This window comes from Variovorax flavidus (assembly GCF_030317145.1).
In the GTDB taxonomy this organism is placed as follows: domain Bacteria; phylum Pseudomonadota; class Gammaproteobacteria; order Burkholderiales; family Burkholderiaceae_C; genus Variovorax; species Variovorax flavidus.
In genome coordinates, this window is record NZ_JASZYE010000003.1 from 938,253 (window position 1) to 951,127 (window position 12,875).

The 12,875-nt window shown below is 63.9% G+C and carries 9 protein-coding genes; 4 read left to right on the forward strand and 5 right to left on the reverse strand.

Features of this window, described 5'->3' with window-relative positions; all coding sequences use genetic code 11:
• Window positions 1-3: 3 nt before the first annotated feature.
• The 4 genes from QTH90_RS19705 to QTH90_RS19720 all read right to left on the reverse strand — a co-directional run bounded on the left by QTH90_RS19705 (window position 4) and on the right by QTH90_RS19720 (window position 6,863).
• On the reverse strand, window positions 4-3,303 hold the full coding sequence (locus QTH90_RS19705) for a glycosyltransferase (RefSeq protein ID WP_286666242.1): 3,300 nt from the start codon (window positions 3,301-3,303) through the stop codon (window positions 4-6).
• A 43-nt stretch (window positions 3,304-3,346) separates the two neighbouring features.
• A complete protein-coding gene (locus QTH90_RS19710; RefSeq protein ID WP_286666243.1) occupies window positions 3,347-4,201 on the reverse strand; it encodes a class I SAM-dependent methyltransferase in 855 nt (284 codons plus the stop codon).
• A 1,102-nt stretch (window positions 4,202-5,303) separates the two neighbouring features.
• Window positions 5,304-6,197 (reverse strand): DUF72 domain-containing protein, encoded by an 894-nt coding sequence (locus QTH90_RS19715; RefSeq protein ID WP_286666244.1) that lies wholly within the window; start codon window positions 6,195-6,197, stop codon window positions 5,304-5,306.
• Window positions 6,198-6,236: 39 nt separating this feature from the next.
• Window positions 6,237-6,863 (reverse strand): TetR/AcrR family transcriptional regulator, encoded by a 627-nt coding sequence (locus QTH90_RS19720; protein ID WP_286666245.1) that lies wholly within the window; start codon window positions 6,861-6,863, stop codon window positions 6,237-6,239.
• An 84-nt stretch (window positions 6,864-6,947) separates the two neighbouring features.
• On the opposite strand from QTH90_RS19720, the gene QTH90_RS19725 reads away from it, so the two are divergent.
• From QTH90_RS19725 to QTH90_RS19740, 4 genes are all read left to right on the forward strand, one after another.
• Complete coding sequence (locus QTH90_RS19725; protein ID WP_286666246.1) at window positions 6,948-7,784, forward strand: thioesterase family protein; 837 nt, start codon at window positions 6,948-6,950, stop codon at window positions 7,782-7,784.
• A 44-nt stretch (window positions 7,785-7,828) separates the two neighbouring features.
• On the forward strand, window positions 7,829-9,463 hold the full coding sequence (locus QTH90_RS19730; RefSeq protein WP_286666247.1) for an acyl-CoA dehydrogenase family protein: 1,635 nt from the start codon (window positions 7,829-7,831) through the stop codon (window positions 9,461-9,463).
• A gap of 69 nt (window positions 9,464-9,532) precedes the next feature.
• Complete coding sequence (locus QTH90_RS19735) at window positions 9,533-10,324, forward strand: SDR family NAD(P)-dependent oxidoreductase (protein ID WP_286666248.1); 792 nt, start codon at window positions 9,533-9,535, stop codon at window positions 10,322-10,324.
• 196 nt (window positions 10,325-10,520) lie between these two features.
• On the forward strand, window positions 10,521-11,402 hold the full coding sequence (locus tag QTH90_RS19740; protein WP_286666295.1) for an alpha/beta fold hydrolase: 882 nt from the start codon (window positions 10,521-10,523) through the stop codon (window positions 11,400-11,402).
• A gap of 57 nt (window positions 11,403-11,459) precedes the next feature.
• Here QTH90_RS19740 and QTH90_RS19745 read toward each other — a convergent pair whose 3' ends face one another.
• Entirely contained in the window at window positions 11,460-12,872 is a 1,413-nt protein-coding gene (locus QTH90_RS19745; RefSeq protein ID WP_286666249.1) for a M20/M25/M40 family metallo-hydrolase, read from the reverse strand.
• Window positions 12,873-12,875: the final 3 nt, after the last annotated feature.

A 12,875-nucleotide genomic window follows, 5' to 3' on the forward strand; every position in this document is an offset into this window, starting at 1 on the left:
CAGTCACACACTGTAGCCGCCCGACCGGACATCGAACTGGCGATTGTGATAGGGGTCCCGCACGAACACCGACTTCCATCGTTCACGGATCAACTGGCTGTCCAACTGCGATGCGGGATCGGGCTCGCAGGATGCGGGCTTGCGAACGACTATTACAGTCGGAAGGACAAGGTTGTACCTGCCACATTCTGTTGCACGGGCGGAAAGATCCAGCCACTGGTGCTCGCTCGTTTCGAGCCTGTCGTCGATCCCGCCTAGTTCATCGAAAGTGCGCACGCTGGTCGCCATCACCGACCCTTTGACCGCGATCACTTCGCGTACGCAGGAGAGCGATCCGGCATATCCGTCACTGTCGATATCCCAGCCGGTCATTGCGTCGCTGAAACTGCCCGCCGCGTTCAGGATCAGCCCCGCATCGATGACCTTCCGTTCCTCACCGATGCCGACGCCCGCAACGACTCCCGCCCCCGAGAGCCCGCAGAACGCGATCAGAACCTGCAGCCAGTCCGCAGACTCGAATCCGACGACGTCCCGGCCGATGGTCAAAACGTAGTCCGCGTCGGCAATGACCCGACGCAAGGCACTGGCGCGCGACTCACCGTGTAGTTCCTCTACCGAAGGGCACAACTCGACCTGGTGCAGGCCACGACTCTCCTCCAGCCAACCCGCCAGGCGGTCAATCCTCAGGCCCCGCGCCGGCACGACGACCACTTTCGCAGACCGATCGGCGGAGGATGGTCGCAGGGTCGCGCGATGTGCATGTCGCGCGTGCGGGGTTGCCACCAAGTTGATTCCTCGCCTGGCCAAGTGCTCCGACACCGCCCGCGATTGCAACACCTCGATGTCCGACTTCGCGTCCCCGCGATGGGCGACGCTCCCGGGGATGCGCCGCCAATGATAGAGGACCTTGTCGACGTGGGCGATCCGCGATGTCCGCTCGCTGACTCTCAGCATGAACTCAAAGTCCTGGACGTTATTGAAGCGCCCATCGAATCCGCCAACTTCGTTGGCTAGGGTGCGTCGGACAACCAGTAGATGGCCGACAAACATCACGCCATAGAAAAGCATCGGTGACCAATCAGGCTTTAGCAAGAGGCCTGATGGCCTGCCGTCTGCCTCGATATAGTCCTGATCGGTGTACACCACATCCAGATCGGGATCGGTATTCAGCTTCCGTACGATCTCTAGCAGCGCGTCGTCAATCAACTCGTCATCGTGGTCGAGCATCGCGACGAACTCGCCTCGAGCGCGCCCGAGTGCGTCATTGGTGGCACCTGAAATTCCCTGATTCACAGTGTTCCGTTGAACTTGGATCCGATCATCCCGTACCGCCAACTTTGTGAGTACCTCAAACAGCTCTGGCGATGTGGAGCCGTCGTCCACGATGATCAGTTCCCAGTTCTGATAGGACTGGCGGACGACGGAGTCCACGCAAAGAGTCAGGTACTGCACCGGGGTGTTATAGGTCGGCAGGAGAACCGAAACCAACGGTCGATACTGTAGCTCCTCTGATTCGGAGACAGTACGCAACCGCTCACACGAGCGCCGAGCATCCTGCAGCAGCTTCTCGTCAGAAGGCTCGTCGGGACACTCGTGGGCGATCGGCTCACCGGTGCCGTGGCTGGAGTCGGAGCGGTCGTCCACAATAAAAGCCGCGGCGCTTCGCCCTTCCCGAATCCCGAATCTAACGAAATGCGCAAGGGGATTAAAACCCGCTTCCGCGACGTCCGGATACCGCCGCAGGTATGCGCTGGTGCTGAAACCCGGCGCGGGGTCCCGATCTTCACGGACTCCGTATCGCAGGTAGTGGAGCAGAGAATTTTTCCCCGATCTCGCAACGTCGGAATAGCTGTTGCGGTACCAATCAGCGGAAAAGTGGCTGCTGTTTGACAGGAGGACGAAGTCGCGGGCCAACCGGACCCATCGCGCGGCACGAGCCTCGCCTGTCGCCGACCTAGGCGCGTGTGCACTGCGGACGAGTCGCATGAGTGCCCGCAGTGGGCCAGTGATTCTCCAGGATGTAGAGGCGTGGATCGCCTGAATCGTTTCATGCAGGCCAGCGAGGGACGCGGCCTGACCGACGATCTTGAATTGTGCATCTTTCAGCGCCGCTGCGAGATCTGCCCCCGTGAAGCGTTCCGTTGCCAACTCGTTCTGCAGCCTGGCAAACTCGCCCTGCCGCCTAGTGAGTTCGTCATGCAGCGTGGTGATCTCGTCCCGCCGCCTGGTGAGCTCGTCATGCAGCTTGGTGATCTCGTCTCGCTGCTTAGTGAGTTCACCCTGCAGCTCGGTGAACTCGTCCCGCCGCTTAGTGAGTTCATCCTGCAACTCGGTGAGCTCGTCCCGCAAGCCACCCAGATCGCCATGAGCAGCAGTCAACTGCTCTGCGTAGCGACCGGTCTCCACATGGGCGTCACGAAGAGCTTCAGTCTGATGTGCAATTCGCCCTTCTCTGTCGCTGACCTCGTTCCAGACTTTCTCGAGCTCTGCCCGATACGCGGAGTGGATTCCAGGGAGAAACGAATCATCCCAGAGCATGCTATCGGGCAGGGGATATATCGGAGCCCGGGATGCCTGCGCGATCAGGTACACCGGACGTTCCAATTGCTCGGAAGCCAGATAGGAGGTGCGATCGGTCCGCCTAAAATAGTTCCGACTCGATGCCGAATCATCCGAAAGCTGGGCGATCGTCGATGACAGAGCGGCAACCTGGCCGCCAAGGTGGTAGTACGGAAAATGCGCGCCGAGCAGTCGTTCAAACTCGTCGCGCGTCAACTCCCTGAGATGGAATTCGTTTGGTGCCGTTCCGGGCGGCGAGTAGACATTCTTGTCAGGGGTCGAGATGATCAGCTGTCCATCGTCCCGCAAGACGCGCGATATCTCCCGCAGGAATTCATCGTGTTCGATCATGTGTTCGAGCGTTTCAAAGCTGACGACTACATCGATCGAGCGGTCGGGAAGGGAGATGGACAGCGCGTTGCCCACCAGGAACTCGACGTTCGGTGCGGGATAGTTCTTCCGACAGTGCTCGATGACAGTTTCATCGATGTCGATCCCGGTCACATGGCGCGCAACGAGCGCGATTGCGGCCGAACCGTAGCCTTCTCCGCAGGCAATATCCAGTACATCTTTGTCCCGGCAAGCTTCCATTGCAAAGAGATAGCGATGAAAATGCTCGTGCTCTATCGTCCCTTCCGCCAGCGATGTGAAGCGCTCGCCGCAGAACTCCAGAGGGATCGAGGCAGAGGGGAGCCTGAGTTGCCTGGGACGCAAACGCTCCCCATCAGCTTTTCGGGAAGTCATGTTTTGCGACGAACCACGTACGGGGACACCTGGAGGCTGCTGATCAATTAGAGGGGCGTTGCAGCACGACGAACGCCTGCGGCATTTCGTCGCGTTCCTCGAACGCAACTACGCTGAGCCCGAGTTCCGGCGCTTTCTCGATCAAAAACTTCTCAGTCACCACGGCTTCGCCATAAAACGACGAGTCCCGCATGTCGCCGCCGCCAGTCGGAACGTATAGAAACTCACCATTTGCGCGTCGCGCCAGCCAGCCCTCATGATCGAACCCCGCGCGCTTCAGGTATTCCACGTACCAGGGGTCACTGCCGGTGGACAGTCGGTGCCACGCGTCGAGGTGGGGACCCTTAAGGGTGGTGAACACGACCAACCCACCTGGTTTCAAGATCCGGGCAAACTCCGACATATAGGTCCTGAACGCGTGTTCGGCAAGGTGCGAGAATACGGAGTAGGCATATACGATGTCGAACGTGGCCGGCGCAAACGACAGCGGCGGGTCGCCGGACAACTGGAACGTGCCGTAGGGCATCGCCTCGCTGCACAACTGCACGCACTTAGAATCGATGTCGACGCCGATCAGCGAATGCGGGGTACAGTGGTTCAGCAGGATGCGGTACAGGCGTCCCCAGCCCACCCCAAAGTCAAGCAGGCGGCAATTGGCCAAAGTGTCTTGACCACATTTCATCGCCGCTTCGCGCAACTTCTCGCAAAAGATGGAAGCCTCATTCAGCGCAGCCCGACCGTTGGATCCAACGAACTGATCCTGCATTGCGACTGAGGGCATCGCTGGCGGCGTCAGGCCGTCAACGGCTTTCTGATGCAAAAGGAAATCGATCCAGTCAGCGACAGGAAGGCGAGGCGGCGCGGCGGGCCAATCGGCAGAGACGTTGACACTTGACATTGGCGTTCGCCCCCATGAGTACGTCGTTCAAAACCCATTAGAACTGTTAAGGGAAGACTGATCAAGTCCCCCTGGCCCAAGGATGCTGTGTCGGCGGCGTAGCGATGGCGCGAGTGCCGAGGACGAAGCAGTAGACATTGACAAATGGAGGCGGACGATGACGCGGCATTCGAACGATTTCGTCACCGTACGAAGCGCGAGGATTTTCTGAAGCACCGTTGTGCGCTTTTGTCGAGCCGCGCCATCCCAAGGCGCGAGACCCTGGCAACGTCAGGCTGTGGTCGTTGAGCAAACATGACAATCAGACGGCGCGCCGACCTGATGCAGTTGCCGCATGTCGATCACCTGTTTGATCAGTGTTTTATTCGGCTCAAAGACGATGGCGCTCGGATCGTCAGCTCCGCCCTTCCTCGCGAAGTCTTGTCAGCCTGGGGCATCGGCGAGAGCGACCATAGGGCTTCTCGCGGCTGCAGACCGCTTTCTTGTCCTTACATCAAGCGCACGTCTTCAGGCACTAGCGGTATGCGCCGGGCTACAACTTCGAGTGTCGCTGTGCTGCCAGTTGCCGTACGCAAGCCAATGTCCCGCGCGTAGTCCTCTATGCAGAAGTGACATTGCGCCAGAAGGTCTGCGTTGTAAAGTGGGTAGACCTTCACCTCCCGCGGGTTGACAGGCAGGGCTCTCGCAGAGTTGAGCCCTTCAAGGGATAGGAAAATGTTGCTAGCGATACCGAGGAAACCGAGCGGTGAGTTCAGCGACAGGGCGCGAAGCACGGGATTCACCAACAACTCAAAGTGCCCTTGCAGGAACCCAGGATCATCCCGAAATATGCACGGCTCTACATATACCAGCACCCTAACTGTCATGAGCTACCCCTCAGTATCCAATCGTCGCCGCGATCCGCGCTAGCGTGTCACTTGGATAGTATTCGGAAGCGCGATTTCGAAAATTACATTCGAAAAAATATGGATCTAGCGGGAGTGTGGCTGACGCGGGTTGCAGCCGTCAATCGCCAGAGTCACTCAGGGCCCACCACCAACACTGAAAAAGCCTGCTACCGGAAACGGCAGCAGGCTTTTTTCTTGGCCGCCTTTCTGGCCGTTCACCCGTGCGCCAGCAGCATCTTCAGGAAGCTGATGCCATTGCGCTGCCCTTTGTCCTCATCGCAGTTGTTGAAGATGATGTGCGTGTTCCGCACCCTGTAGGCGATTCGCAGGGCCTCGACGACCAGTTCGCGAATCTCCTCGTCGGGGTAGTCGTAGTCGAATCGCTCGGCGGCCGAAGGCGCGCCCCGGGCGTTGTAGGTCTCGGTATTGCGGCCGTGCAGCCGCACCAGCGCGTAGTCCGGATGCGTCGTCTCGACCAGCATCGGCACGCTGTTGTCGAAGCCTTGCGGCCCATCCACGATGGTGTGCACGGCGTTCATCTCGCGCAGGAAATCGAGGGTCCCGGCGCGGTGGGCCTCATCGAGCCATGACCGGTGCCGGAACTCGATGCTGACCGTGTGGCCCTCCATCATCTCGACGCAGTGCTCCACATGCGCGTGGCCTTCGGGATTGCACAGGAGCCAGGGCGGGAACTGGAAGTGGACGAGTCCGAGCTTGCCCCCGATCCTGAGCGGCGCCAGCGCATCGATGAAGCGCCGCCACAGTTCCGCCCGGATCTCCGGCGGGGTGCTGCGGTAATAGAGCGTCTTGGTCGTGCCCAGTGCTTCCTTGATGTCCTTGTGCATCACCTTCGGGTCCGTCTGGTGCCCGGTGAAGAGCCGGAAGGCCTTGGCGTTGAAGGTGAAGGCTTCGGGCGTGCGCTCGACCCAGTGCTGTGCGGTGACCGGATCGGGAATGGCGTAGTAGCTCGAATCGATCTCGACCAGCGGAAAGATCGACGCGTAGTAGCGCAGCCGTGCTTCGGGCGTTTTCGCCTCCTTCGGGTAGAAGCGCCCGCAGTCGATCAGCGTCTTGTCAGTCCAGGAGGCGGTGCCGACGAGGATGGCCATCGGCGCATGCTAATGGCGCCGACGGTCCAATGCGATTTGTTACGCGGCCAGGTAGGCACGGATCGCGGTCCGGGCCTGCCGCGAGAGTGCCTGCAGGTCGGGCTGGCCGGCCGCCCCGATATGGGCGTTCGCAATCAGCCCGTACATGATGGTGAAGCTCACGCGCGCGGCCTCATCCTTCTCGCACGCCGGCGACAGGTCGCTCGCCGCGCCGAGGGCGCCGACCCACTCGTCGACGAAGCGGTCGTACATCTTGCGATAGGCATCCGGGCCCGAAAGGTGCCGTTCCAGCAGATAGTGCGCGCCCCATTCGAGCGGCTGCTCCCGGTGCGCCTCGATCTGCGATTCGACCACCGCATCGACGATCTCCCGCAGCGGCCGGCCCCGATGCCGCTCGACGGCATCGTGCAGCGCCATCAGCAGTGCCTTGGAGCGCAGGTGCAGGCACACGCGCGCCAGGTCCTCCTTGCTCGCGAAGTACTCGTAGAAGCTGCCGAGGCCCGTGCCGGCGACCGAGACGAGTTCGCGGATGGTGATGCCCGCATAGCCACGCTCCACCAAAAGCCGAACAAAGGCCTCCTGCAAGGCCTGCGAGGTGTGGCGCGCACGGGACTGGCGCGGCTTTCTCCTCGGCGCCGCGGGGGATCGACCGACCTTGGCTTTCATGCGGCGGAACCCGAACACCCTCGACGCGTGTTGTTCCTAGAATTTTCGACACCCATCGGATGCATTTTGCAGCGCGGAGACACCATGACCGACAGCCCCCTTCCCACCGAGGCCGCGCCCTCGCCCGCCGTATTCGCCCGCGATGGCGATACCTGGCACCCCGGCAAGCTGGCCCGCGGCCCGTGGGACCCGCGCGCACAGCATGGCGGGGCGCCTTCCGCGCTGCTCGCCCACATCGCCGAAAGCGCAGTGGCCGAGCCCGGCTGGCAGCTTGCGCGGCTGAGCGTCGAACTCGTCAGGCCGGTGCCCATCGCACCGCTGTCCGCACGCCACAAGGCGGAGGCCTCGCGCTCGACGACGCGGGTGACGATCGACCTCCTGGCCGGCGACACCCTCGTTGCTCGCGCCCATGCACTCCTGCTGCGCGAGCAAGCGCTCTCGCTCCCGGCCGGATTGCCCGGCTGGTCGCCGGCGATGCTGTTGCCGCTGCCGCAGGATTGCGAGGATCGGGTCCGCATCCCCGGCCTGCCCGAAGGCGAGTATTTCCATCGCATGGCGGTGGAGTCGCGCGTGGCGCATGGCGACCCGGCCAGGTCCGGCCCGGCCGCCGCCTGGTTCCGGCTCATCGTGCCAGTGGTGCAAGGCGTCCCCACGTCGCCGGCCATGCGCGTGGCCGCCGCAGCGGATTTCGGCAACGGCCTGAGCTGGATCCTGTCGCCCGAGCGCTACCTCTTCGCCAATGCCGACCTCAGCGTGCACCTGCATCGCCCGCCGGCCGGCGAATGGGTCGGGCTTGCGTCCGAAACGCAGGCCGACGGCGGCGGCGCAGGCACGACGCTCTCGCGCCTCTACGACGAGCAAGGCCCGATCGGCGTCGCCATCCAGACGCTGGTGCTGCGCGAGCGCGGCGCCGGGGCATAAGCGACCCTCCACCACGGAGCCTCACCCAATCGTCGAGACACACCATGACTGGCATTCACCCCCACAACCAGGTTCCCGAACTCAAGGACTACAACGTCTACACCAGCGACCCCGTACTCCGCCGTGCCGTGGAGCGAGGCGGCGCCGGCTGGCGTGACGCCGAACTCGTGCGCCAGGGCGCGGAATACGGCGCGGAAGCCACGCTGCGTGCCGCCGAGGACGCCAACCGCCACGAACCCGAGCTGCACACGCACTCGCGCACCGGCGAACGCATCGACCTCGTGAAGTTCCACCCCGCGTGGCACACCATGATGTCTATCGCGCGGCGCAACGGCATCGCCAACCTGCCCTTCTTCGACGAGCGCCCCTCCGCCTGGACGGCCTACGGCGCCTCGCTCTACATGCACAGCCAGATCGAATCGGGCTCGACCTGCCCGACGACCATGACCAAGGCCTGCATCCCCGTGTTGCGCCACAACGCAGCGCTGTTCGGCGCGGTCGAAGCGAAACTGGCGGCGACGGAGCACGACGAGCGCGACCTGCCGCTCGAACAGAAGCGCTCGATCGCCGTCGGCATGGGCATGACCGAAAGGCAGGGCGGCAGCGACGTGCGAACCAACACCACGCGGGCCGTCCCGTTCGGACAAGGTCCGTGGGGCAGCGAATTCCTGATCACCGGCCACAAGTGGTTCTTCTCCGCACCGATGTGCGACGGACACCTCGTGCTCGCCAAGACCGACGAGCGCGGGTCGACCTGCTTCTTCGTGCCACGCTGGCGGCCGGACGGCAGCAAGAACCCCATCCACATCCAGCGCCTGAAGGACAAGGTGGGCAACCGTTCCAACTCCAGCAGCGAGGTCGAGTTCAAGGAAGCCTGGGGTGTGCTGGTGGGCGAGGAAGGCCGCGGCATCCCGACCATCATCGAGATGGCCACCTTCACGCGGCTGGACTGCGCGCTGTCCAGCGCCGGCTTCATCCGGCAGGCGCTGGCGCAGGCGCTGCACTACACACGCAACCGGCATGCCTTCGGCAAGGCGCTGGTCGATCAACCCGTGATGACCGAGCTGCTCGGCGACATGGCGCTCGAATCCGAGGCCGCGACGCTGCTCGCGATGGACCTCGCCTCGCATTTCGGATCCACCGACGCGCTCGACGTGGCCTGGCGCCGCCTGATGACGCCTGCAGCCAAGTTCTGGAACTGCAAGCGCGCGGTGGCCCTGACCGGCGAGGCGATGGAAGTCTTCGGTGGCAACGGCTACGTGGAGGACGGCCCGATGGGCCGCCTGTTCCGCGAAGCGCCGGTCAACTCCATCTGGGAAGGATCGGGCAATGTGATGAGCCTGGACGTGCTGCGCGCCGTCTCGCGCAACCCGGACGACGCACACCTCGTGCTCGACCATCTGCAGGACGTGGCCTCGCAGGACGCCCGGGTGCTGGCGCAAGTCCATGCGCTGCGCGACGCGATCCAGCTGCCGCCGGCCGAACTCGAACGCCAGGCCCGGCGCTTCACCCAGCGGCTCGTGCTCACGGCGCAGGCCTGCCTGATGCTCCGGCATGCGAGCCCCGAAGCATCCGCCGCCTTCATCGGCAGCCGCTTCGACCCCGACTGGGGCCCGGTGGCCGGCATCAGCGCCGGCACCAGCGATCCGGCGGCGCTGTTGCGCGCGGCGTGGTCCTAGGCTGGACAAGTCACCGGGGATTGCTGCACGCTCCGCCTTCCATTCTCAAAAACTGAAAGGCGGTTATCCATGGACTTGAAGCTCAAAGGCAAGCTCGCGCTCGTTTCCGGCAGCACCGCGGGCATCGGCCATGCCATCGCGGCCGCGCTCGCTGCCGAAGGCGCGCGGGTGATCGTCAATGGACGCTCCCAGTCTTCCGTCGATGAAGCAGTGGCCCGCATCCGCGCGGGAGAAGGCGGAGAAGTGCTGGGCTTCGCCGGCGACCTCGGCACGTCCGCCGCAGCCGAGGCATTGGCGGCGCGGTTTCCGGGCATCGAAATCCTCGTCAACAACCTCGGCATCTTCGAGCCCAAGCCCTTCGAGGACATCCCCGACGAGGACTGGACGCGCTTCTTCGACGTGAACGTGCTGAGCGGCGTGCGGCTCGCCCGCCTGTGCCTGCCGGCGATGAAGCGCGCGAACTGGGGTCGCATCATCTTCATCTCGAGCGAAAGCGCACTGCAGATTCCCGCCGAGATGATCCATTACGGCATGACGAAGACCGCGCAGATCGCCGTGGCACGGGGGCTGGCCGAATCACTGGCAGGCACCGGGATTACCGTCAACAGCGTGCTGCCCGGCCCGACGAAATCTCGCGGGGTCGGCGAATTCGTCGAGACCCTCGCCAAGGCCGACGGCAAGTCCTTCGAGGCGTTCGAAAAGGAATTTTTCGAGAAGGTGCGACCGACCTCGCTCATCAAGCGATTCGAATCGCCCGAGGAGATTGCCAGCCTGGTCACCTACGTGGCCAGCCCGCTCTCGTCGGGAACCACCGGTGCGGCGCTGCGTGTCGATGGCGGCTGCACGAAGAGCGCTTTCTGAGCCCTGGGACACGGCGCGTTCGGTTGAGCGGCACGCCGGGGGTTAGCCGTTGATTGCCCCAAAGGACTATTGCGTCGCAAGCCGCCTGAAGCGGAGACTCCGTCCTTCGCCGCCGCAAGCGGCTCGGCGCATCGCGCCCACAACCCGAGGAGCAACCGTGTTCAAGTCCCTCTTTGGATGGCTCGCTGCCGCCCTCATGGCCAGCGCCGCCCAGGCACAGGTGCCGCCCTTCCCCGCAAGCTTCAAGACCCAGGAAATCGCGGTCAACGACACCAGGCTGCATGTCCGGGTGGGCGGCAAGGGCCCCGCAGTGACCCTCATCCACGGCTACGGCGAAACAGGCGACATGTGGGCGCTGATGGCCGCCGACCTGATGAAGGACCACACCGTCGTCGTGCCTGACCTGCGCGGCATGGGCCTCTCGGCGCATCCGGCCGGCGGCTTCGACAAGAAGAACCAGGCCGCCGATATCGCGCAGGTGCTCGACGCCCTCAAGATCGACAAGACCGACCTCGTCACCCACGACATCGGCAACATGGTCGGGTTTGCCTTTGCCGCACGGTATCGCGACCGTGTCGGCCGCTTCGTGCTGATCGATGCGCCCGTGCCCGGCGTCGGCCCGTGGGAGGAGATTCTCAAGAACCCGCTGCTCTGGCACTTCCGCTTCGGCGGCCCCGACATGGAGCGCCTGGTGGCTGGCCGCGAGCGCATCTACCTCGATCGCTTCTGGAACGAGTTCTCCGCCAATCCGAAGAACTTCGACGAGGCCTCGCGCCGGCACTACGCCAAGCTCTACGCCCGCCCCGGCGCCATGCACTCGGGCTTCGCGCAGTTCGCGGCCTTCGATCAGGATGCGGTCGACAACAAGGCCTTCCTGGCGGAGAAAGGCAAGCTCACCGTGCCCGTGATGGCGATCGGCGGCGAGAAGTCCTTCGGGCCGACCATGGCGGTCGTGATGCGCGCCGCCGCCGACAACGTCACCGAGGGCGTGATCCCCGGCTCGGGCCACTGGATCATGGAAGAGAACCCGCAGGCCACCGTGAAGATGGTGCGCGGGTTCCTCGGCGCGGCGAACTGATGGGGTGCTACCGCCCGGCGTCGTTCGAAGACGCCGGAGGCCGCAGCCGTCACCCGACTACTGCGAAAGCTGCTTGACCATGCGGTACATGAACTCGCGGCCGTCGTAGAGCCGAGGGATCGCGACGCGCTCGTCCAGACCGTGCGCGCGGGCGTCGCTGGGCTCCGAGAAGATGCCGGAGACGCCGTACATCGGAATGCCGATGTTGCGCATGAAGCGGCTGTCGGTGGCGCCCGTGCTCATCGTCGGCACGACCGGGATGCCGGGCCACATCTGCTGCGTGAGGGACTCGACCACGCCCAGCACGTCGGCGCGCAGCGGCGACGGCGGGCTCTTGAGCGGCGGATTGCTCGCTTCCATCTTGATGCGATTGCTGCCCAGCACCTTGCGCAGCGCAGCGTCGACCTCGGCGGGATCGTCGTGGGGCAGGATGCGGCAGTTCACCGTGGCCTTGGCCGACTGCGGCAGCGCGTTCTCCGCATGGCCGGCCGTGAGTTGCGTCGCGACGCAGGTGGTGCGCAGCGTGGCGTTGTAGAGCGCCGAGCGCGACAGGCGATCGATCGCGGCCTCATCCGGCTTTCCTGACGCAACGGCTCGCATGTCCTCGGCCATCTGGCCGGTTTCGAACAGGGCGCTCTTCTCGAAGTAGCTGCGCGTGACGTCGGCCAGCTTCACGGGGAAACGGTAGGCGCCGAGCCGGTCCAGCGCAGAGCTGAGTTCGTAGATGGGATTGGCGGGCGTGGGCAGCGAGCTGTGGCCGCCGACATCGCGCACTTCGAGCTTGTAGGTGGTGTACATCTTCTCGGCCACCTGCACCCGGTGCAGCACCGGCTTGCCGTTGTTGAGCTGGCCGCCACCGCCTTCGTTGATGCCGAACTCTGCGTCGAGCAGCGCGCGCTGGTTGTTCACCAGCCAGAAGGCGCCATTGGTGGGCACGTCGCCGAGCTCCTCGTCGGCCGTGAGCGCGAGCACGATATCGCGGGTGGGCTTGAAGCCCTCGCGCTTGAGCTGGCTGAAGATCGAGACGAACGAAGCCGCCATCGCCTTGTCGTCCGACGAGCCGCGCGCAGTGAAGTAGCCGTCGTCTTCCTTGAGCTTGAACGGATCGGTCTTCCAGTCCGCGCGGCGGGCCTCGACCACGTCGATGTGGGCCAGCAGCAACAGCGGCTTCTTGCCACCCGTGCCTTTGAAGCGGACGACCAGGTTGCCCTTGTTGGGGTAGGGCTCGAAGAGCTGGATCTCGTCCGCCTTGAAGCCCGCATCCAGCAGGTGCTTGCGCATGGCCTGCGCAGCCTCCGTGTTGTTGCCCGTCAGATGGGTCGTGTTGATCTCGACCAGTTCCTTGTAGATGTCGTGGAAGCGCTGTTGCTCGGGCGTCAGCGGCGGCATCTGCGCGGGGGTTTGGGCACCAGCCCAGGAAGCGGCACACAGCAGGGCTGCCGCGGCGCAATGTCGTAGCTTGTTATTCATCAA

What these genes read in the sequence shown, in the direction of transcription:
- QTH90_RS19705 (WP_286666242.1), bottom strand. Translation starts at nt 3,303, where the DNA reads ATGACTTCCCGAAAAGCTGATGGGGAGCGTTTGCGTCCCAGGCAACTC.
- QTH90_RS19710 (WP_286666243.1), bottom strand. Translation starts at nt 4,201, where the DNA reads ATGTCAAGTGTCAACGTCTCTGCCGATTGGCCCGCCGCGCCGCCTCGC.
- QTH90_RS19715 (WP_286666244.1), bottom strand. Translation starts at nt 6,197, where the DNA reads ATGGCCATCCTCGTCGGCACCGCCTCCTGGACTGACAAGACGCTGATC.
- QTH90_RS19720 (WP_286666245.1), bottom strand. Translation starts at nt 6,863, where the DNA reads ATGAAAGCCAAGGTCGGTCGATCCCCCGCGGCGCCGAGGAGAAAGCCG.
- QTH90_RS19725 (WP_286666246.1), top strand. Translation starts at nt 6,948, where the DNA reads ATGACCGACAGCCCCCTTCCCACCGAGGCCGCGCCCTCGCCCGCCGTA.
- QTH90_RS19730 (WP_286666247.1), top strand. Translation starts at nt 7,829, where the DNA reads ATGACTGGCATTCACCCCCACAACCAGGTTCCCGAACTCAAGGACTAC.
- QTH90_RS19735 (WP_286666248.1), top strand. Translation starts at nt 9,533, where the DNA reads ATGGACTTGAAGCTCAAAGGCAAGCTCGCGCTCGTTTCCGGCAGCACC.
- QTH90_RS19740 (WP_286666295.1), top strand. Translation starts at nt 10,521, where the DNA reads ATGGCCAGCGCCGCCCAGGCACAGGTGCCGCCCTTCCCCGCAAGCTTC.
- QTH90_RS19745 (WP_286666249.1), bottom strand. Translation starts at nt 12,872, where the DNA reads ATGAATAACAAGCTACGACATTGCGCCGCGGCAGCCCTGCTGTGTGCC.